The following is a 24,132-nucleotide window of genomic DNA, read 5'->3' as shown; positions in this document are numbered from 1 at the left end:
CGTGCTTCACTTAACATCAATCTGGGTTTAATGTTAATTTATTCGCGAAATGAATAAGTTGAACATAGGCAGGTTGATGAACAAGGACAAACAAAACAGCATTTACGAAAAGATCGTTAATGACGAAGATGCCCGTGCCTGTAAGGCGATTCCTGAATCAGCTTGTCATCAAGTTCCCGGCAACTTTCTTAAAATCATTCTCGCTCAGTTTTTAACGAAAGTCGGCGATGCGTTAATCAATCCTAAAGTCACGTTGCCGTGGATACTACAAAGTCTCGGGGCTCCGGTTTACTTAATTGGTTGGCTGGTTCCTATTCGTGAGTCAGGATCCCTTATCCCACAACTTAGCATCGCGCACTACATCCGACGCATTCCAGTAAGAAAATGGGTCTGGGTAATTGGCAGCATCTTGCAGGCTCTTTCCATATTTGCAATCGGATTGGTCGCATTAACTCTAACAGGAGCAGCTGCGGGTTATGGTGTGATTGCATGTCTTGTGATCTTCAGCCTCTCACGCGGTTTAAATTCCGTCGCATCAAAAGATGTATTGGGCAAAACCATCCCTAAAAACCAACGAGGTCAAGTCAACGGCTGGTCTTCAAGCGCTGCTGGCCTGGTTACGCTGCTTTTCGCTAGCCTTCTGGCACTAGCCTGGTTATGGGACGTAGAGCCGACAGAGCGCTTTTACGGTCTGAGTTTAGGCTTAGCGGGCGTCATATGGCTCATCGCGGCATTCGTCTATGCGCGAATTAATGAGTATGCCGGTGAGGTAGATGGTGGTCGAAATGGCGTCCTCGAAGCATTTAAACAACTCGCGTTACTTAAGACAGACGTGACCTTTCGTCGATTCGTTATCACGCGGACACTATTTTTATGTTCTGCGCTGAGTGCACCGTACTACGTTGTGCTGGCACAGCAATCTCTGGGTGGACAGCTCTGGGTGCTAGCTCTCTTTATGTTTGCGAGTGGCTTAGCCTCCTTTGTGTCAGGTCCTTTCTGGGGAAGAATGTCAGATCGCTCTAGCCGCAGTGTGATGGTCATAGGCGCAATGATGAGCGCGCTACTTGGTGTTGTGTTATTTGTTTACGATACATGGGTCACCGCTAGCCAAAGCTTCCTATTCGTGATTCCTCTGCTTTACTTTTGTGTTTGTATTGCCCACGACGGAATACGAGTCGGACGAAAAACCTATTTAGTTGATATCGCAGAAGGTGACAAACGGACGAGCTATGTAGCCGTGAGTAACACAGTGGTTGGGATAATGCTGCTTCTAATGAGCTCTCTTGGTGTTATGTCGAACTTCTTGAGCCTTTCAGCTGTGGTGTTAGTGTTCTCTTTTATTACTTTTGCTGGCGTGGTAATGGCCAAACAACTGCCAGATATCAGTGACTAGTTCTATACAAAAAAGCTGCGCTCAAAGCGCAGCTTTTATGGTAAACACACATTAAAAAGCTAGAGTTTTACCGCCAATTTAACACCTTGACGAATCGCACGCACAGCATCAAGTTCACCCGCATGGTCAGCTCCGCCAATGATATGAATCTTCTCTCCAAGTTCAGACCATTTATCTTCAAACGGACGTACAGACTCTTGCCCAGCACAAATGATAACCTTGTCTGCATTAAGTACCTGCGCGCTTCCGTCTACATGAATGTGCAAACCTTGATCATCAATTTTATCGTAAGACACGCCGCCGACTAAATGTACGCCCCGTTTTTCAAGGGTACGTTTATGGATCCAACCTGTCGTTTTACCCGGACCTTTACCTACACGACCTTTACGACGCTGAAGTACCCAGACTTCTTTATCGCTGACCGCATCAGGGTAAGGGTATAAACCACCCGGCTGAGACATCTCCTTGTCGATTCCCCATTCATGCAACCAGTCATCCAACGTTTGTCCAACTGGCTCTGTGAGCATGGTCGCGACATCTACGCCAATGCCACCAGCACCAACGATAGCCACTTTCTCACCGACTGGCGTTTTGTCTCGAATGAGAGTTTGATAGTCGACGACTTTCTCTGGGTTATCAATTCCATCAATATTGACTTTACGTGGCTCAACACCCGATGCCATCACTATCTCATCGTATTCTGTGAGTAAGTCATAGTTCGCTTCCGTCGATAAGTGCAGATTCACGCCTGTTTCATCAATACGGTTAGCGAAATATCGTATCGTCTCTCGAAACTCTTCCTTACCAGGGATCTGCATCGCAAGACGGAACTGACCACCGATGCGGTCGTTCTTTTCGAACAAATCAACCTTATGGCCACGTTCAGCCAGTGTGGTCGCACAAGCCAAGCCCGCAGGTCCAGCACCAACAACTGCAATGTTTTTCTTTTTAAAGGCTGGTTCAACAACAATTTCGGTTTCATAGCACGCTAGAGGGTTCACTAAGCAACTGGCGCGCTTACCTTTAAACACGTTATCTAGACACGCCTGATTACAACCAATACACGTATTAATAAGCTGCGCTTTTTCCTGTTCGGCTTTAGCAACAAAGTAAGGATCGGCCAAGAATGGGCGCGCCATCGAAACCATGTCGGCATGACCTGAAGATAAAATACGTTCTGCTTCATCTGGCGTATTTATACGGTTGCAAGTGATAATAGGAACCGAAACGTGAGGTTTAACTTTTTCCGTAACCCATGTAAACGCACCGCGTGGTACTTGAGTCGCAATTGTCGGAATTCGAGCCTCATGCCAACCGATACCCGTATTAATAATCGTGACGCCAGCCTCTTCAAGTGCTTTCGCCAATTCGATAACGTCTTCAAAAGTGCTGCCCTGCTCGACAAGATCCAGCATAGAAAGACGGAAGATGATGATGAACTTGTCACCTACCGCCTTGCGTACCGCTTTAACAATTTCTAGCGGAAAACGCATACGTTTTTTATAGCTGCCACCCCATTCGTCGTAACGCATATTAGTACGTTTACATAAGAATTGGTTTATCAAGTAACCTTCCGAGCCCATTAACTCGACGCCATCATAACCAGCAAGCTGTGCTAACTCCGCACTATTAGCAAACGCGTCGATGGTTTTCTTTATCTGGCGGTCGCTCATTTCACTCGGAGCAAACTTTGCAATTGGCGCTTTAATGCCAGATGCACTTTGCGAGAATGGATGCATTGCATAACGCCCAGCATGGAGAATTTGCAACGCAATTTTACCACCGTGCTTGTGCACCGCTTCTGTCACAACTTTATGGGCTTTAGCATGTTTTGGCTTGCTGAATTCAGCACTCAACGGGTGTAAACGACCGCGTAAGTTAGGAGAAAAACCTCCGGTTACAATCAGTCCGACACCGCCTTTCGCGCGTTCTTCATAAAAAGCCGCGAGCTTCTGTAATCCTTCTTTGTGCTCTTCTAAGCCCGTGTGCATTGATCCCATCAGAACTCGGTTTCGTAATTGTGTGAAACCGAGGTCCAGTGGCTTTAATAGGTTTGGGTACATGGCAGACATCACTTAACATCCATTGTTATTATCATGGTCTGACCAGATTAAGCCTGCTCAACCAAAAAATCAAACAAGCGTTTACATTTTTGTAACACCGATCAATCTCGTGTGAAAATATGCCAATTGTTGAGTGGTCGTGATAAGCTAAAAAAATGTTATCTTTTGAGATCTTAGAGATAAGAACCCATACTTTGTTAGACTCGGCGTAACTATCTCGTTATGGAGACAAGATGAAAAAACTCTTCAAATTTATTGGTTTGATATTTAAAGGGATATGGAAAAGTATCACTTTCATCAGACTCGCACTGGCAAACCTAATTTTCTTGCTGATGATTGCCGTTTTCTACTTTGCCTTTACTTATACCGGAGACGGTCAACCTGTCGTCGAAAAAGAATCGGCATTGGTGATGAACCTTTCAGGCCCAATTGTCGAACAAAGACGTTATGTAAACCCAATGGACTCTTTTGCTGGTTCCCTTTTGGGTAATGAGCTACCGAAAGAAAACGTCCTTTTCGATATCGTTGATACTATTCGCTACGCGAAAGACGATCCTAAAGTGTCTGGATTAGTGCTAGCACTGCGAGACATGCCAGAAACAAATCTCACGAAACTACGTTACATCGCGAAAGCGTTGAACGAATTTAAAGCGTCAGGCAAACCCGTTTACGCCGTAGGTGATTTCTACAACCAAAGCCAATATTACTTGGCAAGTTACGCTGACAAAGTTTATCTGGCACCTGATGGTGGTGTATTGATTAAAGGTTACAGCGCTTACTCAATGTACTACAAAACGTTACTTGAAAAGCTTGACGTTTCCACTCATGTTTTTCGCGTAGGTACTTATAAATCCGCTATCGAACCGTTTATTCGTGATGACATGTCCGATGCGGCGAAAGAGTCAGCAACACGCTGGGTTACTCAATTGTGGAGTGCTTTTGTTGATGACGTAACAACAAACCGAAACATTGATGCGAAAGTGCTTAATCCAACCATGGATGAGCTGATTAACGAGATGAAGTCTGTAAATGGCGATATTGCTCAGCTCGCAGTCAAACTGGGGCTAGTGGATGAACTTGCGACACGCCAAGACATTCGCACTCTATTTGCAAAACAGTTTGGTAGTGACGGCAAAGACAGCTACAACGCGATTGGTTACTACGACTACCTTGCAACGATTCGTCCCGATTACACACTACCTCAGCACGACATCGCCGTTGTTCTAGCCAGTGGCGCGATTATGGACGGTCAACAACCTCGCGGAACTGTTGGTGGTGACACGGTCGCAAGCTTGCTGCGTCAAGCACGCAATGATGAAAAAGTGAAAGCGGTCGTATTACGAGTAGATAGTCCAGGAGGCAGTGCCTTTGCTTCTGAAGTGATTCGTAACGAAGTAGAAGCTCTGAAGCAAGCAGGTAAGCCGGTTGTTGTATCCATGTCGAGTTTGGCCGCTTCTGGTGGTTATTGGATTTCAATGAGCGCAGACAAAATCGTTGCTCAGCCAACAACCCTGACGGGCTCCATTGGTATATTTAGTGTCATCACCACGTTTGAAAAAGGCTTTAGCAAGTTAGGTATTAATACTGATGGCGTTGGCACATCGCCGTTCTCAGGTGACGGTATTACCACTGGCCTTTCTGAGGGCGCGTCTCAAGTGTTCCAATTAGGTATCGAACACGGTTACAAGCGCTTTATTTCTCTAGTTGGCGAGAATCGCGATATGTCTCTAGAGGAAGTTGACAAAGTTGCTCAAGGTCGAGTTTGGACTGGCCAAGATGCACTATCCTTTGGTCTTGTCGATCAAATGGGTGACTTTGATGATGCTGTAGAGCTAGCGGCGAAACTAGCGAACGTGACCGATTACGGCATTTACTGGGTAGAAGAGCCTCTTTCACCTACTGAACTATTTCTGCAAGAGTTTATGAAACAGGTGAAAGTCTCTCTAGGTATTGATGCAACAAGCTTGCTACCAAAAAGTCTTCAACCCGTAGCTCAACAATTCGAACAAGACGCAAGCTTGCTCCAAAGCTTCAACGATCCTAAAGGTCAATACGCATTTTGTTTGAACTGCCAAGTGCAGTAGTTTTTCCATCAATATTACAAAGGGCGCTTCTACTTGAAGTGCCCTTTTTATTAGGCTTTGCATCTCCTCAGATGACTTTCTGATGCTGTGCGTATAGCCTCGCATCTCAAGGTTATTTAGGTATATAATCCCCGCCTCTGTTCCCCTACACGAAAGAAAAAACGATGACTAGAAAACACATCTACATCGCTTACACCGGTGGTACCATCGGAATGCAAAAATCCGACCACGGCTATGTGCCTGTTGCTGGCTTTATGGAAAAGCAATTAGCAAGCATGCCCGAATTCCATCGTCCTGAAATGCCGGATTACACCATCCACGAATACGACCCTCTGATTGACTCATCAGATATGACACCTGCTGACTGGCAGCAGATTGCGAATGATATTCGTGACAACTATGACAAATACGATGGTTTCGTTATCCTACATGGTACTGACACCATGGCGTACACAGCGTCCGCATTGTCTTTCATGCTTGAAAACCTTGGTAAGCCAGTGATTGTAACGGGTTCACAAATCCCTCTCGCAGAGCTGCGTTCTGACGGCCAAGCAAACCTATTAAACGCGCTACATATTGCGGCAAACTACCCGATCAACGAAGTAACTTTGTTCTTCAATAATCAATTGATGCGTGGTAACCGCAGCACAAAATCTCATGCAGACGGTTTTAATGCCTTTACTTCACCAAACCTTCCTCCACTATTGGAAGCTGGGATCAATATTCAAGTTAGCAACAGCGTAACCGTTGGAGCACAACCAGAAGGTGAGTTTAAGGTTCACAACATCACGCCACAACCAATCGGTGTGATCACCATGTACCCTGGTATTTCACACGAAGTTATCCGCAACACGCTTCGTCAGCCCGTGAATGCGATGATTCTTCTGACTTTTGGTGTCGGTAATGCTCCTCAGAACCCTGAGCTGCTTGGTCACCTGAAAGAAGCCTCTGAGCGCGGCGTTATTGTTGTCAACCTGACTCAGTGTTTGGCAGGTAAAGTGAATATGGGCGGATATGCCACAGGTTGTGCGCTCGCAGACTCTGGTGTTATCAGTGGCTTTGACATGACGCCCGAAGCGGCGCTGGCAAAACTACACTACCTTCTAAGCCAAAACCTTTCTTACGAAGAAGTAAAAGAGAGAATGCAACAAGTACTGCGTGGTGAAATGAGCCTGTAAGTTCAAGCTTTCTACGATCTAAAAAGCCCAATACAGTTTGGGCTTTTTTCTTTCAAAATCAAAATAATAAAATTTTGAGAAATAAGGCGTAAGGATTAATCAATGTTCGGATTGACACGAACAATATCGCTCTCTTCTCCGCTGAATTGTTTTTTAAGCTCTTGTTTTGATTTAAAACTGATTTCACCACCGGCTGCAACCGTCATATGCTGCGCATCAGTATTATGTTTTGATTGATACAACATCACAGCTTGCATACACGAATCTCGCTGCTCTTTAGAAAGTGTTGTACCCTCAGGCCATCTTCCCGTTTCTACTGCATAGACTAAGCGATCATAAACTTCTGGAGTCATCGCTTGTAATAGTTGTTCTGCGTCCATAGTGTACCTTCTTATTACATTCTATTTACAGAACATAACGGGTTAAGAAACTGAGTCAAGAATACGAAAATGAATTGGTGTAACGGATCACAAGCAAAGCCATGAAAAGAACAAACTGGTTACTTCTCAGCCTCGCATGTTTTGCGCTATCGGGCTGTTTTGAAGGTAACGTGACAACCGAAGAGTTGTGCCAAAAAACACCAGAGCTACGTTGCGAGCAGCTCAATATGGATGACGGCCAATGTCGAATTCCAAGAACAAATTTGGTTTGGCATCGGTTTGAGCAATTGAAAAACCCATCAGAGGCCAACCAAATCATCGAATACGGTCTGGTCGCTGAATATAGGAAATGCTTAGAACTCGCCTCCCAGATCACCCCTATTGATCAAAGTGCTCTCAAAAGACAACGCTTTAATGCATTGGTACACAGTATTGATGAGCTAGAGCGCATCGTAAACGAGTTAAAAGGCTCAGAAGACCCGGCTACTTTGTATTTCTTATGGTCTCAAACGGGAGATACTCAAGCTCGGCGCGCATTTTTACAAATGGAAGGGTCTCCCCAATTAAATAATGCTGAGATGCAATATGCATTAGCCACTTTTTATACCAACCGAGATACCAAGAAAACCCTGGAGCTTCTTAATAACGCGTTGTCTTTATCTGATGAAGACAACATCAATCCGGTCATTCTCAAGTCAATGGCAAGTATTCATCAAGGGCTTGGAGACAAAGAGCAAGCGTATCTATGGGCAATGGTCGCGAAGAGATTCGACGTACCGCTTGCTGATGAAAAGCAGCTCCAACGTATGTTCAATTTCAGTCATCCAGAGCGATATAAGCAGTTGGATGAATTAGCCGAATCGGTGGCGAAAGCCATAGAGAAAGGTATCTATTCCCCAGCAATGATACCCATTGAGATATAAACGAAAAACTCCCGCAATGAGCGGGAGTTTTTATTTAAGTCGAGCGACACTCAGATCACTGTTGAGCTTGAATCATCCTGAAAGGATAAAACAATCTCGAGCACAATTTTGTCGTTATTATTCTGATTTGTTGAAAATTAACGACACAGAATTAACACAAAAACGCTCTCCTGTGGTCTGTGGGCCATCTTCAAAAACGTGCCCTAGATGACTATCACACGTTGCACAACGAATCTCTGTACGTACCATTCCGTGACTTAGATCTTCTAAATAGCGCACCGCTTGATCGTTGATAGGCGCATCAAAACTTGGCCATCCGCAGCCAGAGTCATACTTGTTATCAGAGACAAAGAGAGGGGCATTACAACAGGTACAAGCATAAACACCAGTTTCCTTATTATGCAGTAGCTTACCGCTGAAAGGAGGCTCTGTACCTTGCTCTCGGCAAACACGGAACTCTTCATCAGACAGTTGCTCACGCCACTGTTCATCTGACTTCGTCACTTTTTTCCCGCTTTGTTCCACGACTTTCGGCTCCTTATTTACTGTTCTTGGTATTGACTTTTTTAGCAAAAAACTTGCTTCTCTTAACACTTGTAGCACATACTTTCTCACCAGGACACCATGAGTAATTAATTTGATAAGAGCACTTATCTCACCAGTTATATTACGCCAACTGGGCTACAGAAGAATCAGTTAAAAGTTTAAAAAACGTACATTTGCAAAGAATTGTTAAAAAAAGCGTCGCTTTTTTTTGACTTTAAACAAGTTAAGTCCGATTATCACTTGCAGATGTTTACTGGATTCTGTAATTTTACTACCAGTTATCTTTAATCAGAAATTAAGTTGTGGAGCAACTATAATGACTATCAAAGTAGGTATTAACGGTTTTGGCCGTATCGGTCGTTTCGTATTCCGTGCAGCGCAAGAGCGCAACGACATCGAAGTAGTAGGTATTAACGACCTTATCGATGTAGATTACATGGCATACATGCTTAAGTATGACTCAACTCACGGCCGTTTCAACGGTACTGTTGAAGTTGAAGGCGGTAACCTAATCGTTAACGGTAAAACTGTACGTGTTACTGCAGAGCGCAACCCTGAAGACCTAAAATGGGACGAAATCGGTGTTGACGTTGTAGCTGAAGCAACTGGTCTTTTCCTAACTGACGAGACTGCACGTAAGCACATCACTGCTGGCGCGAAAAAAGTTGTACTAACTGGTCCTTCTAAAGACGCTACTCCAATGTTCGTTAACGGCGTAAACTTCGACACTTACGCTGGTCAAGACATCGTTTCTAACGCTTCTTGTACTACTAACTGTCTAGCGCCTATCGCTAAAGTTCTTAACGACAAGTTCGGTATCGAATCTGGTCTTATGACTACAGTTCACGCAACTACAGCAACTCAAAAAACTGTAGATGGTCCTTCTGCTAAAGACTGGCGCGGTGGTCGTGGTGCTTCTCAAAACATCATCCCATCTTCAACTGGTGCTGCTAAAGCTGTAGGCGTTGTACTTCCAGAAGTAAACGGCAAACTAACTGGTATGGCTTTCCGCGTACCAACTGCTAACGTTTCTGTAGTTGACCTAACTGTTAACCTAGTTAACGGTGCTTCTTACGAAGACATCTGTAAAGCGATGAAAGAAGCTTCTGAAGGCGAACTAAAAGGCGTTCTAGGCTACACTGAAGATGCAGTTGTATCTCAAGACTTCATCGGCGAAGTTTGCACTTCAGTATTCGATGCTAAAGCTGGTATCGCGCTAACTGACAAATTCATTAAGGTTGTATCTTGGTACGACAACGAAATCGGTTACTCAAACAAAGTTCTAGACCTAATCGCTCACATCTCTAAGTAATTAGAAAGTTAGCAATTAGCGAATAACTTCGTTAAAGAAAAGGCGGCTCTAGAGTCGCCTTTTTTGTATCTGGAATTTGAGAGAATGCAGGCTCGATGTTGCATTTAATGTGCGAAGCGCGTCTAAAAGCTCTCCCCCAGCGATAGGAAACTACACATGGATTTAAAAACTCTCCCAGCCCTAACGGTGCTATCTGATAACGTCACTATCGTTGAAGTTGATCAGATAAAAATCGTCCGCGTGATTCATGACAAAGCAACGGCAGGCATCTCGCTACACGGTGGTCATGTCGTGTCGTTCACGCCTGAAGGTCAAGAAGATCTGATCTGGATGAGCGAAAAAGCTGTCTTCGATGGTAAAGCTGCTCTTCGCGGTGGTATTCCGGTTTGTTGGCCTTGGTTTGGGCGTATTGCTGCTCCAGCTCACGGCTTTGCCCGCACCGCAGAATGGGAGTTGGTTGAACATCGTGAGAACCATAACGGTGTGATTGTTGAACTTGCTCTGTTCCCGACAGAAGAAATCCACGATATTTGGCCCCATATGTTTGACGCTCGTTTGGTGATTGAAGTGGGCGATGAGCTAAAAGTGACGCTCAAAGTCATGAACATTGATGACGAGGCTTGGACCTTCTCTGGCGCATTACATACTTACCTAAACGTTGGAGACATTAAGCAAGCACAAACGACAGGCATGGGTGCCGAGTACATTGATAGCTTGAAAGCTGATGCGGTATGCCAAGGTGGTAATGTTCTACAACTAACTGACACGATTGATCGCGTTTACACGCAACCAGAAGCGAAAATTTTGGTAAAAGACCCGGTATTGGATCGTACGCTAAGCGTACACAACCAAGGCCACAACTCAGCAGTATTATGGAACCCTTGGGCAGAAGGTGCGCAAAGCATGGGTGACATGGCTGACGATGGTTATCAAACCATGTTGTGTGTGGAGTCTGCTGTTCATGCACCAAGTATTGAGCAAGGTCAAACGCTCCAACCAGGTGAGACACATGAACTTGTCACTGTCATTTCAGCGCAGTAAGAATCACCATATAAAGGCCGGGGATACCCGGCTTTTTTTGTAATAAAAGCTCTGCTTAGATGGTCCTATCTTTACTAACTTATTGGTTACTGGTCACTTTTGACGGTTTCATTAATAAATATCAAAAAAATTGATCATATAAACCGATAGCATACCGATACAAAACTCATAAATAATAAAAATATCAGGAATTAGTCTATGTTAGAGAGATACCGAAATCAAAGTGTCGGATTCCAGTTGAAACTGGTGATTACTTTGTGTCTATTCATTGCTTTCAGCAGTATTGCAGCGCTTGTTTACCGCAACGCTTCCGATGTTCTATTGGAAAGCACGCTGAAAGAACACCAATCTAAAGTAGAATCAATGGCAAAAACCATTGCTGGCCAATTCGATGCTTACCTGCACACCGCTAAAGTCCTCGAATCTACTTTTCGCAATGGCTACCTTGCCGGTGTCTATGTCGAAAATTACACGGTTGACTTCATGGGACATGAAGTACCAAACATCACTCAATACAGTGAAAGCTTAATTAATGACACCAAGTTGGTCGACAGTTTCACACGTGATACCGGCGCTATAGCAACGCTATTCGCACCATTGGGTGACGACTTTATTCGGGTGTCCACCTCCCTAAAAGATCCACAAGGTCAACGAGCGGTCGGAACCACGCTAGGCATCAACCATCCTGGTTATCAGCAACTTAAAGCAGGGCAACCGTATTACGCTCAAATTAAATTGTATGGCGAGCGCTACATTACCTACTATGCCCCAATCAAAGATGCGACAGGAAAGGTAGTAGGCCTATCGTTTATTGGTTTACCAGTAGACCAAGCGACACAAACCTTATTCGATGCACTCGAAGAGATAAAATGGGGCGACACTGGTTACACCATTATCGTTGATAACGACGAAAACAATCTTGGTAAATACCTACTTCATCCAGCAAAAAGCGGCTCAGATTCGTCAATACTAGAAGTCGCCGACTACAATGGTCACAAGCCTTTTGGTCAGATTTTCGAACAATCTAGTGGATTAATTCGCTACCCTTTCGAGTACCAAGGTAACGTAGGCGAAAAGTATCTTGTCTACACAGAGGTTCCAGGTTGGAATTGGAAACTGCTAGGCGGTACGTTTATCAAAGAAGTTACAAAAGGTAGCGACACGCTTCTCACACTCATTGCCATCATTTCTTCGGTAGCGGCAATCATTACTTTTGTTGTACTGACGCTTTTCTTGAATCGCAGCTTACAACCTCTCACGACTCTAAACTCATACATGACTCGCTTAGCGGGCGGCGAAGTCAGCTTGAACATTCCAGCGTCTCGTAAAGCATCAAAGAATGAAATTACGAACCTGAGCTCGGGTGTCGCCAGTATGGCAAGTCAGCTCAATGAACTTGTTGGTAAGATCCGTTCAACAAGCGACTTAGTGGAGAGCAACTCCACCAGCGTTGCCAACGATGCACATAGCAATTTGACCCAAGCCGACCGACAACAACAAGAAGTCGAGCAAGTTGTGACAGCGATTGAAGAAATGGCCTCTTCCGCTCAATCTGTCGCACAACAAGTCGAAAGCATTGCGGAAAACGTACGCTCAGCAAATACCGATAGCCAGTCTGGTCTCGCGATTGTTGAAGGCGTATGTATCGACGTTGCTCAACTTAACGATCAATTGGATCAATCAGCAACGGCTATCGAGCAAGTAAATCGCGATAGCGAGAGTATTCAAACCGTCACTAAAATGATTGATGAAATTGCTGAGCAAACCAATTTACTTGCCTTGAATGCCGCCATTGAAGCAGCACGAGCAGGTGAACAAGGTCGTGGCTTCGCAGTTGTAGCAGATGAAGTGCGCACACTTGCGCACCGAACCCAAAGCTCAGTTCAGGATGTCGTGGAAATTATCGAGAAACTAAAAGGGTCGACTCATAATGCAGTTAATATGATGACAGACAGCCAACGCAGTGCAAACCAGGTCTTGGACAAAGCACAAGACGCGGGCACAGCATTAGAAGCCATCGCAGTACAAGTGCAGTCGATAGCCTCTCAAGCCGACGCCATTGCAGCGACTTCAGAAGAACAAGCTCAAGTTTCACAAGAAATTGCAGCAAATGCCCATTCTATCAGTGAACTTAACCGAGAAAGCCGCAACACGAGCGCAAAAACCTCGCAAAGTGCCATTGAACTTCAACAACAAGCACGAAACTTGAAAGAGCAAGTCGACTTCTTCCACTAATACTTAATAAGAGCCGACCCAGTCGGCTCTTTTTGTTTCACTTGAGACCATGCTTTTTGATAGAATTTGCCGCCCTACTTTCTGTTCGAGATCGTCATGAACTATCAATGCCCTCTATGCCACCAAGCTCTAGCGTTAAATGAAAAAACGTTTAAGTGCGAAAACAATCATCAGTTTGACTTAGCAAAAGAAGGCTACGTTAACTTGATGCCAGCGCACCACAAACGTTCTAAAGATCCTGGTGACAACAAAGAGATGATGCAAGCTCGTCGTCGATTCCTTGAAGGAGATTACTACAACCCAATGCGCCAAGAAGTGGCGCAGCTGTGTGCAACATACACTGAGGGGAGCACTCATCAATTATTAGATATTGGTTGTGGTGAAGGTTACTACACAGATCAAGTACAAAAGACGATAGAAACACAAGCGAACCATGCCACGATTTATGGCTTAGATATTTCCAAAGTTGCTATTCGTTACGCGGCGAAGCGTTACACGCACTGCAACTTTAGTGTGGCTTCTAGTCACCGACTTCCCTTCGCAAATGAATCCTTAGATGCCATTTTGCGCATTTATGCCCCTTGTAAAGCTGAGGAGCTGCAGCGCGTTGTAAAAAACGACGGCGTTGTTGTCACGGTTACTCCTGCTAGTCGCCACTTATACCAACTGCGTGAGCGCATTTATCAAGATGTTCGTCTTCACAATGAAGAACCAGAACATATTGAAGGGTTTGAATTAGAGCACCAGCAGCATCTTAACTATGTTATGGACTTGAAAAACGGAGCCGCAATCGATTTATTGCAAATGACGCCATTCGCATGGAAAGCAACCGATGCTCTTCGTGAAGAGTTGAAATCCGCTACACTTTTCCAATGTGAGGCTGATTTTATGTTGCGTGTATATCGCAAAAAAACACTCAATTAATAAGTCAAAAAAAACAACAAACGCAAATAGTTATCATTTATATTGATTCATTGCTCAGCCTCCATTAATATCATCCGGACATTTTTGGAGGCTTTTCAATGCGCTTTTCTACTTTGAGCTTGCTCTTTGCAGGCTTACTTACTGGTTGCTCTTCATATACGCACACCAACTCTCACGCAACCTCAGCGGAAGTCACTAGTTTTTACGACTATCAACTATACACCCCTTCTGGCGAGCACATCGCTCTAAGCAAACTGCCAATTGAGCTGCAACAAGCAGATGTCATTCTTATTGGTGAATGGCACACACACGCCGGCGTTCATCGCTTTCAAACCGATATGCTCAAACAACTTACGTCCTACGACCGCTCACTCGCGTTATCTATGGAACAATTTACCCGCGACAAACAACCTGTTGTTGACGCTTACCTACGTGGGGAGATCGGCGAACAGTACTTAATGAAACAAGCCAACGCTTGGCCCAATTATGAAAGCGACTATCGCCCTCTCGTGGAGTTTGCTAAGCAGAAAAATCTCCCGGTCATTGCAGCAAATGCACCAAAGAGCATTGTCCGATGCATTGGTCGACAAGGGCTAGATTACATTAACAAGCTCGATGATGATCAGCGGATGTTCATTGCACAAGCCATCAACACTGGTAGTAGTCCGTACAAAGAAAAGTTCATGGCATCCATGCATCACGGTAAGCCAGAGCAGACGGAAAAACAGTTTGCAGCTCAAGTTACTTGGGATGAAACTATGGCGGAATCTATCGTTAGCTATCTAGACGACAACCCAGGCGCTCAGATTGTCCATGTTGCGGGCAAGTTTCACACCGAGCAAGGGTTGGGTACGGCAGCATCAATCTTAAGCCGCAACCCGAGCTTAAAAGTGGTTGTAATTAGCCCAACAGATAACGTGCTTTCTGATAATACAGACTATCAGTTAGAGGTTCTCGCACCACCAGTACGGTATGTACAAGATGCTCACCGCATGGCGGCATATCAACATCTAACTAAACGCAATAACGATCTTCAATGTAAGTAGCTGGTCTTCAATTTAAGTTACTACCTTGTCGTTGCGTTGCATCATCACACCGCTCCGAGTTCATAGAGTGACAACGGTCTGCTTCCTGCTGGTCTATTTTTTGCTAAAGATCACCAATAGAAACTAGAAGCGGCAAAAGCAGACCTGTTTTTATCCAAATAGCTTCAGAAATAAACTTTGCCGCCGATAAAAATATAACTGCTTTTTACCCGCACTCAGTGACCGAGTGTCGATGTTCCAAGGAGTATTCGATGAATCCAGTAGGAAGCACTTCTGTTAATAGCTATGCCAAACAATCTGTCGCCTCTAAACAAGCAAGTATTGCACAAGAAGAAACTAGTGCTTCGCCGCTGAAAGTCGAACACAATAAGGTGACGCTTTCGACCGAAGGCAAAGCGCTACTTGCCGCTCTGCAACAAATCGAGCACGACAGCAAGAAAATAGAAGCAGAAGATAAATCTGTTGGTGAAAAGGTCGAATCTTTCACGCATGGTGCTCTTGGCATGGATCACCCCGATAAAATCGAGAAAGAAGAGGATGGCTCATATTCTGCGGGTCAATACCTTTCTGCGGCACTTACCGTTGGTGGCATCATACTGGCATTAGTCTGATAACCAGTCTGATAATCGTCACGACAACAAATCCTATTTGAACCAAACACTTACTGCAGCCCATAATTTAATAAGCCAAAGAACGATATGATGCAAACGTAAGTGAATTCGACCGCTCTTGTGGCCCGATAATACATGCTCGTTTATTGCTCCCTAAACTAGGTTTCTTGTGAAGGCACTGAATGGATAACTTTAGTCCATGCTTTCAACTCCTAAGCGTAATCCAAGCCCACGTTTGTGGGCTTTCTTCTTTCCAAACTAACGAACGTTAGAGAGCGACTCATTTTTTCTGCAAAACCAAACAAAAACGACAATTTGGTTAAACTTTTATTACCGACACAAAACCTTCATAAATCATTGCTTTAATGCCTGCGCTTTCAATAAACAAGGAAAATATAATGAAGCGCTTAGTATCTCCAATCGTTACGGCAGTGGCTGCATCTACCCTCTCTTTCAACGCACTCTCAGCTGAAATCAAAAACGTCATTTTGATGATCGGCGACGGCATGGGTCCTCAACAAGTTGGTTTACTCGAGACCTACGCAAAACACGCACCTAACTCGGTTTACAAAGGCGAAAGCACAGCGTTATACAAACTCGCTCAAGAAGGTGTGATTGGATCATCACTGACCAATCCAGAAGATGCAATTGTCGTCGACTCTGCGTGCTCAGCTACGATGCTAGCGACAGGAATCCCTACCGCTTCTGAAGTCATTGGCATTGATAGCCAAGGCAACCATGTCGAAACTATTTTGGAAAAAGCCAAAAGTAAAGGTAAAGCAACTGGGCTCGTCTCTGATACGCGTATGACCCACGCAACGCCAGCAGCATTTGCCGCTCATCAACCACATCGCTCCCTAGAAAACAGTATTGCGGCGGATATGCTCGAAACAGGCGTAGACGTGATGATGTCTGGGGGACTTCGTCATTGGATTCCAAAGTCGACAAACGACAAGGGAGAGACATACGAGCAACTTGAAAAGCTCACTCAAGGTAATGTCTACCTAAAATCGAAACGCAAAGACGAACGCAACTTGCTTGCCGAAGCGCAAGACCAAGGCTATAGCTTAGCTTTCAGCCGCGATATGCTCACACAAGCTAAAGGTGACAAATTACTTGGACTTTTTGCTTACTCGGGCATGAACGATGGTATTGCCTACAGTCAAAGCAAAAACGATCCAAAACGCACGCAGCCATCGCTGAAAGAAATGACCACCAAAGCAATCGACATTCTTTCAAAAGACAAAGACGGTTTTTTCTTGATGGTTGAAGGCGGCCAAATTGACTGGGCTGGCCACAGTAACGATGCAGGTACGATGCTGCATGAAATGCTTAAATTCGATGAAGCGGTAAACTCAGTTTATGAGTGGGCAAAAGGCCGTGATGACACCCTGATCATTGTTACTGCTGACCACGAAACCGGCTCTTTTGGCTTTAGCTACTCATCAGCAAACTTGCCTAAACCACAAAAACGCGACGGCGAAGCATTCAAAAATCAGGATTACGCGCCAAACTTCAACTTTGGTCAGTTCGAGATCCTCGATGGTTTATACAACCAAAAGAAAAGTTACTACGGCATGATCAGTGAATTCCAAGCGCTTGATAAGAAAGAGCAAACTCCAGAGAAGTTTGCGGAAGTCGTGAACGCAAATAGCGATTTTTCGATTACGCCTGAGCAAGCAGAACGCGTATTAGCAAGTAAACCAAATCCATACCGACTCGCTGGACACAAATACTTAAGCGAAGAGAACGTACCGACAATCAATGACTTTGATGCTTTCTTTCCTTACAACGACCGTGGCAACTTGCTAGCGCGTGAGCATGCAACAAAGCAAAACACAGTATGGGGGACGGGTACTCATACGCATACTCCTGTCAACGTATTTGCTTGGGGACCTGCAGAAACTATCCTTCCAGTATCAAAAATCATGCACCACTCGCAACTAGGCGAGTACTTGAAACAACAAATTAAATAATCAACTTGCACTTACTTCACAACTCGTGATGTTTCAACGCTCTCGCAAGGGAGCGTTTTTTTATGCATGAAAACAGTTGACGTTTTAAATCGTACACCACAATAATTATGGGTCTTTAATTATATGAATAAAGAAAATGTGCGAAATCTTTGCTAAGCAACCCCAAGACAACTATCAGTTCATCACCCGCTCTATCCGTATTGATGGTCACGCGACCAGTGTAAAACTTGAAGCGAGCTTTTGGACAATTCTTGAGGAAATCGCTAGTGCTCAAAACATGACGGTTCCTAAATTCATAAGCACTGTTTATCAAGAAGCACTCGAATACAATGGTGAAGTGAACAACTTTGCCTCCTTACTTCGATGCGCTTGCCTCACGTACGCTCGCCAACCTCAAGAGACCACTCGTCAAGCACTTGCGCAACTTAACAGTTAATAGCAACCAACCGAGCAATAACCATCCTAGGCTATGCATCCGTATTATAAACCCTTGAGCATCTTCTAACTTGTCGTACTAGAGTACTACCCAGACTCCTTTTGAAATCGCTAACCTGTGCGGACTATCAAGGAGTACCTATGACAAAAATGATTCACACCATGATCCGAGTAAGTGATCTGGACCGCTCTCTACAATTTTACTGTGACGTACTTGAACTAGAAGTCGCTGATCAATACATCTTTGATGGCTTTTCTCTAACCTATCTAGCCAACCAAGAAACTGGCTTTGAATTGGAACTGACGCACAATCACGACCAAAGTGAGCCCTACACTCACGGCTCAGGTTACGGCCACCTTGCCGTCAGCGTGGAGGACATTGAACAAGCCCACAAACGCATTAAATCTCTCGGCATTGAAACTGGTGACATCAAAGCCTTTGACCATCAACAAAAGCATTTAGCAACGTTCTTTTTTGTAACCGACCCTGATGGTTACAAAATTGAGTTCCTGCAACGCCAAGGGCGTTACCTATAACAAAAAGAGTAAACATTATGATTCACTTGACGGCTACCTTTCATGCACAACCGGGAAAAGAACAAGAGTTGAAAGAGGTACTTACCCGAGCGCTTGAACCTACTCGCAATGAAGAAGGTTGTGTTCGTTATCAATTGTTCCAAGATAAAGACAATGCATGCCACTTCGTTTTTCAGGAGCAATTTAAAGACCAACAAGCATTTGAGCTTCATGGTAAAACAGAACACTTTGCTCTTTTGATTAGCCAGATCGACAATTTGTTAGAATGCGAGCCGAAACTGGTGTTCTTTAACGAACTGTAACTATAGCGCTAACCGAAGATCAAAAAAGGCACTCTATCTAGAGTGCCTTTCACTAGTTGGGATCTGTGATTAAGCGTCTTGCTTCTCCACCATATGCAAATGCACATCTTGTTGTGGGAAAGGAATCGAAATACCTTCTCGGTCGAAGCGTAGTTTCACTTCTTTAGTCACATCCCAGTATACATCCCAGTAATCATCCGTTTTTACCCAAGGACGCACAATAAAATCTACAGAAGACGTATTTAATGTATGAACTTTGATCATTGGCTCTGGAGTGCGAAGTACCGAAGGGTGAGAGGTAATGATATCAGACAATACTGACTCCGCTTTTAAGAGGTCATCCGCATAGCCAATGCCAAACACCATATCCACGCGGCGAATGCGTTCATGCGTGACGTTCTTAATAACATCTCCCCAGATTTTGCTGTTAGGCACAATAATAATTTGGTTATCAAACGTACGGATTGTGGTGTTCACCAAACTCATATGGCTTACCTTGCCATCCACACCGCCAGCATACACAAAATCACCAACATCAAATGGGCGATAAATAAGCAGCATCATACCCGCCGCGAAGTTGGATAACGTGTCTTGCAACGCGAAACCAATAATCACACCAGCAATACCGAAACCGGTTAGGATTGGCGCTAGGTTCAAACCAAGCTGAGATAAGCCCACCATGATACCGATCACCCACACGAATTTGCCGGACATCGAGATAAAGAAGTCCTGCATCAAGTGGGAAAGTTTTAAGTTTTTCGATGCAACTGCTTTACGGACGACTTTGCGCGTTAACTTAGCCAGTCCGCGAGCGATCAATAAAATCAGCGCAAAAACAAACAACTGGAAGATATGCTGCGGTGCATTCTCGGCAAACCAATCCAGTGCCGAGTTGGACCAGTGACTCAGTATTGACCACACAACTTTGGTATTTAGTAAATCATGGGTGATATTACCCGTCACTTCAAAAATTTGGCGTTTGTATTCAGACGTTTCTAAACCGACTTTATCACCAATTGAAATCAGGTTGCGTAAGCTTTCTGTCGCAATATTTAGCCTTTGTTTAGTAATGAGCTGACTAAGTTGCAACGACGCTTTTTCCGACTCTGGGCTAGACGAAAGTTGGGAGCCAATGATCTCACTTTGCTGACTCAAGTACTCAATAGAAGCAGACAGTAAGCGCATACGTTTATCAATTTTATCTTTTAGTTCCGCTTCTGCGCGCTCGTTTTGGGCCCCTAGCTCCTTCAACCAAGCGAGATTTTGCCAGCTCGAATCGAAGCTAACATCAAGATAACGCTGTAGCTCTCGATAATCATTAACAAGAGCAAGCTTCTCTTCATCCTTAGCCTTATTTAAATCCTCGACGACTTTCTTTATTTTTTCCGATAGATAGTTCGTCGCGTCCTCAGAGTATTGTTCTTGTTTTTTAACTAGCAAGATCAGCTTGTCGCGAGAGATAGTTTCACGTTCAATCGCTGACGCTAACTGGCTTCTTAATTCTTCATTCTTTTGGAATAGTTGCAGTTGAAGGGCATCACGCTCGTCGCCACTCGCTTGCGAGAGGCTTTGGGATAAATCCACAATCTCTCGGTTCAAGTTGTCAATCGAGATTTCGGCAGCAGAAGGCTCTTGGATATCGTCAGTAGCAGTCGCATGAACAGCCATTGGGGAGAACATAATGACGGCAAGTGCGAATAATGTCACCCAAGATGTCTGGCGCAGTTTCTGGGGGAAATGAAACGTCATGTTTACCTCATAGGGAACAATCCTGATCAAAACAATCAGGAATAGAAGTGTAAAGCGTTGAAATCATACTCCTAAGTTTACAACACTAAATAATAAACTGAGCAGCATTTCGTTAGCGAGACGTCAAAGTTGGGAGCCCCAATAGCAAACAAGCCTTTCATTTAATCAATGAAAGACTTGTTTGTATTCGACTAAGGACGGTTGGGATGATTTAAAATATGGTCTTCCCAATCCACCACATCAATCTCGTAAACAACTTTGTTACGGACACTTTCCCCTGCCGAATGCATTGCGGACTTAGAGCCTGTAATCAACGGATGCCATTCTGGTAAAGGCTGCTTTTCAGCCAACAGACGGTAAGCGCACGTGTGTGGCAGCCAAGTAAAATCGTCGATGTCTTCTCGGGTCAGCTTGGTGCACTCTTCACCCGAAGTGAAACGGTTTGGGTAATCCTTACATGAACACGTTTTACTGTTCAGCCAGCTACAAGCCACATTGGTATAGTAGATTTCATCGGTATCTTCATCCATCAGCTTATGCAAACAACATTTGCCACAACCATCACAGAGAGATTCCCATTCCTCTTCTGTCATCTGCTCTAACGATTTACTTTGCCAAAATGGAGTGCTCATACTTCAGGTCTCACCAAGGGAATTTAGGGGGCGATTTATACTCTTCTCAACGCAAAAGTTCAAGTTTTGAGAAGATCTTGCATCCTTCCCACATAACGGTGGAGATATTCAACTACTTTCGTTTTACTGTTCTATCCTTAAACAAGTTTCCATTACTCAATTGATCAAGAAGGCATTAAGGAGTTTTCATGGGTATTATTTCTTGGATTATTTTGGGCTTAATCGCCGGCGCACTTGCTAAATGGCTCATGCCAGGAAAAGATGGGGGCGGTTGGATTGCAACAATGTTACTTGGTATTGCAGGGGCATTTGTAGGTGGCTTCCTTGGCGGCATTCTCGGTTTCGGCGGAGCAACTGGCGTCAACATTGGTAGTATCATTACCGCAACACTAGGCGCATTTATTCTGTTGTTTGTTTATAACCGTTTCTTAAAATAATCACGATGATTTAAAAGCAAAAAACCAAAAAGGGAGCGTAATGTTAAGCGCGCCCTTTTGTTTTTTTCTTTCTTCACTCTTCCAATCCACGTCAAAATGACCATAATTGCCCCCTTAATTTTTTAAGAGGTTTACATTATGGATTGTCGATTAGGATGTGGAGCGTGCTGTATTGCGCCAAGTATCTCTTCACCAATACCTGGAATGCCCAAGGGCAAACCTGCAGGTGTTCGTTGTGTGCAACTCAACGACGACAATTTGTGCAAGCTATTTGGTAAGCCTGAACGCCCTAAAGTCTGTCACGATTTTAAACCGTGTCCGATTGTATGCGGCAAGACCAATCAAGAAGCACTCGACAACATCACTGAATTAGAACAATTGACGTAATGCGACTCTAGACCACACGTTTAAAGTTAGTACCTCGGTTGTTTCTCTCCGCGGCAGTAATCAAAGGAAACTCAAGATTTAGCACTTTCCCCCTCTGCTTTTTATCTCACCCTTGAGAACTCTTGCCACATAGCGTTCCATTTGCGGTTTTCGCGCGATCTCCCTCACAATTTATTGACAATTCTCGACTATGTTCAGCGGGTCATTTAATTAAAGATCAGGAAAGAACATGAATAAGTATTTGGCTGAGGCTGTTGGCACGTTCTGGCTAGTGTTAGGCGGCTGTGGTAGCGCGGTGTTGGCTGCGGGTTTCCCTGAAGTGGGTATTGGTCTGTTGGACGTTTCTTTGGCATTCGGTTTAACCGTTCTGACGATGGCATTTGCTATCGGTCATATTTCAGGTTGTCACTTGAACCCTGCAGTGACAGTTGGCCTTTGGGCAGGCGGTCGTTTTGAGACAAAAGACGTTGCTCCCTACATCATCTCACAGGTGATCGGCGGGCTTATCGCAGGTGGCGTGCTTTACGTTATTGCATCTGGACAAGCAGGATTTGATGTTGTGGGTTCTGGCTTTGCCGCCAATGGTTATGGTGAACACTCTCCAGGCCAATACTCGATGATCGCTGCACTTGTGACTGAAGTTGTCATGACGATGATGTTCCTGATTGTCATTATGGGTGCAACAGACAAACGTGCGCCACAAGGCTTTGCACCTATCGCAATTGGCCTGTGTTTGACTCTCATTCACCTGATCAGCATTCCTGTCACCAATACGTCAGTAAACCCTGCTCGTAGCACGGCAGTCGCAGTATATGTGGGTGAATGGGCGGTTTCTCAGCTATGGCTGTTCTGGATTGCTCCTATTGTGGGTGGCGTGCTTGGTGCGGTTATCTACAAAAATCTTCTTGGTAAAGAATCGAACGATTAATCGTTCCTAACTCCCAAAATCAAAAAAGCCGCTGAATTTAGCGGCTTTTTATTAAATTCTGTGTCGACCTAATAGCGAATGTGACAACGTCGTGCCATCAACAAGCTCTAGCTCCCCACCGACAGGCACACCATGCGCGATGCGGCTGGCATCAACTTGGTGCTCTTTACATAGCTCTGCGATGTAGTGGGCAGTGGCTTCACCTTCAACTGTTGGGTTTGTCGCCAAAATCACTTCGGTAATATCACCGCGACGTAAGCGGTAATCAAGGACATCTAATCCAATATCACTTGGACCAATACCATCTAATGGCGACAAATGCCCCATAAGAACAAAATACCGACCAGAATATTGGCCTGTTGCTTCAACGGCTGCGATGTCTGCCGGGCTTTCTACCACACAAATTTGACCATTTTCTTGGCGTTTTGGGTTGGTACAAATGTGACAGACTTCTTCTTCGGTGAAGGTTCGACACTCAGTACAATGACCTATTTCTGTCATTGCCTGACTCAGCGCATCTGCAAGCTGCAAACCGCCTTTTCTATCGCGCTGTAACAAATGAAAGGCCATACGCTGCGCTGACTTGGGGCCAACCCCAGGTAGACAACGTAAGGCCTCCATCAATTGCTCCAGCATATGACTGGTACGCATTAAAAGTCCGCTTAATTAAATATCAGCAGATTAGAATGGCATTTTCATGCCTGGTGGTAGTTGCATACCGCCAGTTACAGAAGCCATTTTCTCTTTTTGAGTTTCTTCAACACGACGGGCTGCATCGTTGAACGCCGCAGCGATCAGATCTTCAAGCATTTCTTTGTCGTCTTCCATCAAACTTTCATCGATGTCAACACGACGTACGCTGTGACTACCAGTGATAGTAACTTTAACTAGGCCAGCACCAGACTCGCCAGTTACTTCCATATTCGCGATTTCTTCTTGAAGCTTTTGCATGCGATCTTGCATTTGCTGGGCTTGCTTCATTAGGTTGCCCATACCGCCTTTACCAAACATGT

Annotated in this window: 24 protein-coding genes; 17 read left to right on the top strand and 7 right to left on the bottom strand. The window is 44.6% G+C overall.

Features of this window, described 5'->3' with window-relative positions; genetic code table 11:
• Positions 1 to 76 precede the first annotated feature (76 nt).
• Positions 77 to 1,393, top strand: coding sequence for an MFS transporter (locus tag R7D93_RS04565; protein WP_025767195.1), 1,317 nt, complete (start codon positions 77 to 79; stop codon positions 1,391 to 1,393).
• A 59-nt stretch (positions 1,394 to 1,452) separates the two neighbouring features.
• Here the strand turns inward: R7D93_RS04565 and R7D93_RS04560 are convergent, their stop codons facing one another.
• Complete coding sequence (locus R7D93_RS04560; protein WP_005380708.1) at positions 1,453 to 3,465, bottom strand: NADPH-dependent 2,4-dienoyl-CoA reductase; 2,013 nt, start codon at positions 3,463 to 3,465, stop codon at positions 1,453 to 1,455.
• 224 nt (positions 3,466 to 3,689) lie between these two features.
• Between R7D93_RS04560 and sppA the strand changes: the two genes are divergently transcribed.
• A complete protein-coding gene (sppA, locus tag R7D93_RS04555; RefSeq protein WP_005380705.1) occupies positions 3,690 to 5,540 on the top strand; it encodes a signal peptide peptidase SppA in 1,851 nt (616 codons plus the stop codon).
• Between the two features lie 164 nt (positions 5,541 to 5,704).
• Complete coding sequence (ansA, locus tag R7D93_RS04550) at positions 5,705 to 6,718, top strand: asparaginase (protein WP_017635822.1); 1,014 nt, start codon at positions 5,705 to 5,707, stop codon at positions 6,716 to 6,718.
• Positions 6,719 to 6,813: 95 nt separating this feature from the next.
• Here the strand turns inward: ansA and R7D93_RS04545 are convergent, their stop codons facing one another.
• A complete protein-coding gene (locus R7D93_RS04545) occupies positions 6,814 to 7,098 on the bottom strand; it encodes a YeaC family protein (protein WP_005380700.1) in 285 nt (94 codons plus the stop codon).
• Positions 7,099 to 7,199: 101 nt separating this feature from the next.
• Here R7D93_RS04545 and R7D93_RS04540 point away from each other — a divergent pair, with 101 nt between their 5' ends.
• Positions 7,200 to 8,021, top strand: coding sequence for a DUF2989 domain-containing protein (locus tag R7D93_RS04540; RefSeq protein ID WP_225495497.1), 822 nt, complete (start codon positions 7,200 to 7,202; stop codon positions 8,019 to 8,021).
• Positions 8,022 to 8,138: 117 nt separating this feature from the next.
• Here R7D93_RS04540 and msrB read toward each other — a convergent pair whose 3' ends face one another.
• Entirely contained in the window at positions 8,139 to 8,546 is a 408-nt protein-coding gene (msrB, locus tag R7D93_RS04535; RefSeq protein ID WP_005380698.1) for a peptide-methionine (R)-S-oxide reductase MsrB, read from the bottom strand.
• A 337-nt stretch (positions 8,547 to 8,883) separates the two neighbouring features.
• Here msrB and gap point away from each other — a divergent pair, with 337 nt between their 5' ends.
• From gap to R7D93_RS04485, 10 genes are all read left to right on the top strand, one after another.
• Entirely contained in the window at positions 8,884 to 9,879 is a 996-nt protein-coding gene (gap, locus tag R7D93_RS04530) for a type I glyceraldehyde-3-phosphate dehydrogenase (RefSeq protein ID WP_318129445.1), read from the top strand.
• A 156-nt stretch (positions 9,880 to 10,035) separates the two neighbouring features.
• Complete coding sequence (locus R7D93_RS04525; RefSeq protein ID WP_033907352.1) at positions 10,036 to 10,920, top strand: D-hexose-6-phosphate mutarotase; 885 nt, start codon at positions 10,036 to 10,038, stop codon at positions 10,918 to 10,920.
• A 198-nt stretch (positions 10,921 to 11,118) separates the two neighbouring features.
• Positions 11,119 to 13,155 carry a methyl-accepting chemotaxis protein gene (locus tag R7D93_RS04520; RefSeq protein ID WP_225495499.1) on the top strand — a complete coding sequence of 679 codons (2,037 nt, stop codon included), beginning with the start codon at positions 11,119 to 11,121 and terminating at the stop codon, positions 13,153 to 13,155.
• 96 nt (positions 13,156 to 13,251) lie between these two features.
• Positions 13,252 to 14,079, top strand: coding sequence for a 23S rRNA (guanine(745)-N(1))-methyltransferase (gene rlmA, locus R7D93_RS04515; protein ID WP_225495501.1), 828 nt, complete (start codon positions 13,252 to 13,254; stop codon positions 14,077 to 14,079).
• 98 nt (positions 14,080 to 14,177) lie between these two features.
• Entirely contained in the window at positions 14,178 to 15,125 is a 948-nt protein-coding gene (locus R7D93_RS04510; RefSeq protein WP_054701560.1) for a ChaN family lipoprotein, read from the top strand.
• Between the two features lie 251 nt (positions 15,126 to 15,376).
• Positions 15,377 to 15,736, top strand: a complete 360-nt coding sequence (locus R7D93_RS04505) for a hypothetical protein (protein ID WP_005380688.1) — start codon at positions 15,377 to 15,379, stop codon at positions 15,734 to 15,736.
• Between the two features lie 398 nt (positions 15,737 to 16,134).
• Complete coding sequence (locus R7D93_RS04500; protein ID WP_047104402.1) at positions 16,135 to 17,712, top strand: alkaline phosphatase; 1,578 nt, start codon at positions 16,135 to 16,137, stop codon at positions 17,710 to 17,712.
• Between the two features lie 136 nt (positions 17,713 to 17,848).
• Positions 17,849 to 18,148 (top strand): ribbon-helix-helix domain-containing protein, encoded by a 300-nt coding sequence (locus R7D93_RS04495; protein ID WP_005384938.1) that lies wholly within the window; start codon positions 17,849 to 17,851, stop codon positions 18,146 to 18,148.
• Positions 18,149 to 18,288: 140 nt separating this feature from the next.
• Complete coding sequence (locus R7D93_RS04490; protein ID WP_005380685.1) at positions 18,289 to 18,684, top strand: VOC family protein; 396 nt, start codon at positions 18,289 to 18,291, stop codon at positions 18,682 to 18,684.
• 17 nt (positions 18,685 to 18,701) lie between these two features.
• Entirely contained in the window at positions 18,702 to 18,986 is a 285-nt protein-coding gene (locus R7D93_RS04485) for a putative quinol monooxygenase (protein ID WP_025767189.1), read from the top strand.
• Positions 18,987 to 19,055: 69 nt separating this feature from the next.
• Here R7D93_RS04485 and R7D93_RS04480 read toward each other — a convergent pair whose 3' ends face one another.
• Both R7D93_RS04480 and R7D93_RS04475 read right to left on the bottom strand, forming a co-directional pair.
• Entirely contained in the window at positions 19,056 to 20,735 is a 1,680-nt protein-coding gene (locus R7D93_RS04480; RefSeq protein WP_138939547.1) for a mechanosensitive ion channel family protein, read from the bottom strand.
• A 191-nt stretch (positions 20,736 to 20,926) separates the two neighbouring features.
• Entirely contained in the window at positions 20,927 to 21,367 is a 441-nt protein-coding gene (locus tag R7D93_RS04475) for a YcgN family cysteine cluster protein (RefSeq protein WP_225495504.1), read from the bottom strand.
• Positions 21,368 to 21,555: 188 nt separating this feature from the next.
• On the opposite strand from R7D93_RS04475, the gene R7D93_RS04470 reads away from it, so the two are divergent.
• From R7D93_RS04470 to aqpZ, 3 genes are all read left to right on the top strand, one after another.
• Positions 21,556 to 21,804: a GlsB/YeaQ/YmgE family stress response membrane protein gene (locus tag R7D93_RS04470; protein WP_005380625.1), complete on the top strand. Its 249-nt coding sequence runs from the start codon at positions 21,556 to 21,558 to the stop codon at positions 21,802 to 21,804.
• A 138-nt stretch (positions 21,805 to 21,942) separates the two neighbouring features.
• Entirely contained in the window at positions 21,943 to 22,191 is a 249-nt protein-coding gene (locus R7D93_RS04465) for a YkgJ family cysteine cluster protein (RefSeq protein ID WP_065767476.1), read from the top strand.
• Positions 22,192 to 22,420: 229 nt separating this feature from the next.
• Positions 22,421 to 23,119: an aquaporin Z gene (aqpZ, locus tag R7D93_RS04460; protein ID WP_225495506.1), complete on the top strand. Its 699-nt coding sequence runs from the start codon at positions 22,421 to 22,423 to the stop codon at positions 23,117 to 23,119.
• A gap of 51 nt (positions 23,120 to 23,170) precedes the next feature.
• Here aqpZ and recR read toward each other — a convergent pair whose 3' ends face one another.
• Positions 23,171 to 23,770 (bottom strand): recombination mediator RecR, encoded by a 600-nt coding sequence (recR, locus tag R7D93_RS04455; RefSeq protein ID WP_005380619.1) that lies wholly within the window; start codon positions 23,768 to 23,770, stop codon positions 23,171 to 23,173.
• Between the two features lie 30 nt (positions 23,771 to 23,800).
• A complete protein-coding gene (locus tag R7D93_RS04450) occupies positions 23,801 to 24,130 on the bottom strand; it encodes a YbaB/EbfC family nucleoid-associated protein (protein ID WP_005380618.1) in 330 nt (109 codons plus the stop codon).
• Positions 24,131 to 24,132 lie beyond the last annotated feature (2 nt).

The organism is Vibrio sp. YT-15 (genome assembly GCF_033337445.1).
Classification (GTDB): Bacteria; Pseudomonadota; Gammaproteobacteria; order Enterobacterales; family Vibrionaceae; genus Vibrio; species Vibrio alginolyticus.
The sequence above is the reverse complement of the archived record's forward strand: the minus strand, read 5'-3'. Positions and strand labels throughout refer to the sequence as shown.

What these genes read in the sequence shown, in the direction of transcription:
- R7D93_RS04565 (WP_025767195.1), top strand. Translation starts at nt 77, where the DNA reads ATGAACAAGGACAAACAAAACAGCATTTACGAAAAGATCGTTAATGAC.
- R7D93_RS04560 (WP_005380708.1), bottom strand. Translation starts at nt 3,465, where the DNA reads ATGTCTGCCATGTACCCAAACCTATTAAAGCCACTGGACCTCGGTTTC.
- sppA (WP_005380705.1), top strand. Translation starts at nt 3,690, where the DNA reads ATGAAAAAACTCTTCAAATTTATTGGTTTGATATTTAAAGGGATATGG.
- ansA (WP_017635822.1), top strand. Translation starts at nt 5,705, where the DNA reads ATGACTAGAAAACACATCTACATCGCTTACACCGGTGGTACCATCGGA.
- R7D93_RS04545 (WP_005380700.1), bottom strand. Translation starts at nt 7,098, where the DNA reads ATGGACGCAGAACAACTATTACAAGCGATGACTCCAGAAGTTTATGAT.
- R7D93_RS04540 (WP_225495497.1), top strand. Translation starts at nt 7,200, where the DNA reads ATGAAAAGAACAAACTGGTTACTTCTCAGCCTCGCATGTTTTGCGCTA.
- gap (WP_318129445.1), top strand. Translation starts at nt 8,884, where the DNA reads ATGACTATCAAAGTAGGTATTAACGGTTTTGGCCGTATCGGTCGTTTC.
- R7D93_RS04525 (WP_033907352.1), top strand. Translation starts at nt 10,036, where the DNA reads ATGGATTTAAAAACTCTCCCAGCCCTAACGGTGCTATCTGATAACGTC.
- R7D93_RS04520 (WP_225495499.1), top strand. Translation starts at nt 11,119, where the DNA reads ATGTTAGAGAGATACCGAAATCAAAGTGTCGGATTCCAGTTGAAACTG.
- rlmA (WP_225495501.1), top strand. Translation starts at nt 13,252, where the DNA reads ATGAACTATCAATGCCCTCTATGCCACCAAGCTCTAGCGTTAAATGAA.
- R7D93_RS04510 (WP_054701560.1), top strand. Translation starts at nt 14,178, where the DNA reads ATGCGCTTTTCTACTTTGAGCTTGCTCTTTGCAGGCTTACTTACTGGT.
- R7D93_RS04505 (WP_005380688.1), top strand. Translation starts at nt 15,377, where the DNA reads ATGAATCCAGTAGGAAGCACTTCTGTTAATAGCTATGCCAAACAATCT.
- R7D93_RS04500 (WP_047104402.1), top strand. Translation starts at nt 16,135, where the DNA reads ATGAAGCGCTTAGTATCTCCAATCGTTACGGCAGTGGCTGCATCTACC.
- R7D93_RS04495 (WP_005384938.1), top strand. Translation starts at nt 17,849, where the DNA reads ATGTGCGAAATCTTTGCTAAGCAACCCCAAGACAACTATCAGTTCATC.
- R7D93_RS04490 (WP_005380685.1), top strand. Translation starts at nt 18,289, where the DNA reads ATGACAAAAATGATTCACACCATGATCCGAGTAAGTGATCTGGACCGC.
- R7D93_RS04485 (WP_025767189.1), top strand. Translation starts at nt 18,702, where the DNA reads ATGATTCACTTGACGGCTACCTTTCATGCACAACCGGGAAAAGAACAA.
- R7D93_RS04480 (WP_138939547.1), bottom strand. Translation starts at nt 20,735, where the DNA reads ATGACGTTTCATTTCCCCCAGAAACTGCGCCAGACATCTTGGGTGACA.
- R7D93_RS04475 (WP_225495504.1), bottom strand. Translation starts at nt 21,367, where the DNA reads ATGAGCACTCCATTTTGGCAAAGTAAATCGTTAGAGCAGATGACAGAA.
- R7D93_RS04470 (WP_005380625.1), top strand. Translation starts at nt 21,556, where the DNA reads ATGGGTATTATTTCTTGGATTATTTTGGGCTTAATCGCCGGCGCACTT.
- R7D93_RS04465 (WP_065767476.1), top strand. Translation starts at nt 21,943, where the DNA reads ATGGATTGTCGATTAGGATGTGGAGCGTGCTGTATTGCGCCAAGTATC.
- aqpZ (WP_225495506.1), top strand. Translation starts at nt 22,421, where the DNA reads ATGAATAAGTATTTGGCTGAGGCTGTTGGCACGTTCTGGCTAGTGTTA.
- recR (WP_005380619.1), bottom strand. Translation starts at nt 23,770, where the DNA reads ATGCGTACCAGTCATATGCTGGAGCAATTGATGGAGGCCTTACGTTGT.
- R7D93_RS04450 (WP_005380618.1), bottom strand. Translation starts at nt 24,130, where the DNA reads ATGTTTGGTAAAGGCGGTATGGGCAACCTAATGAAGCAAGCCCAGCAA.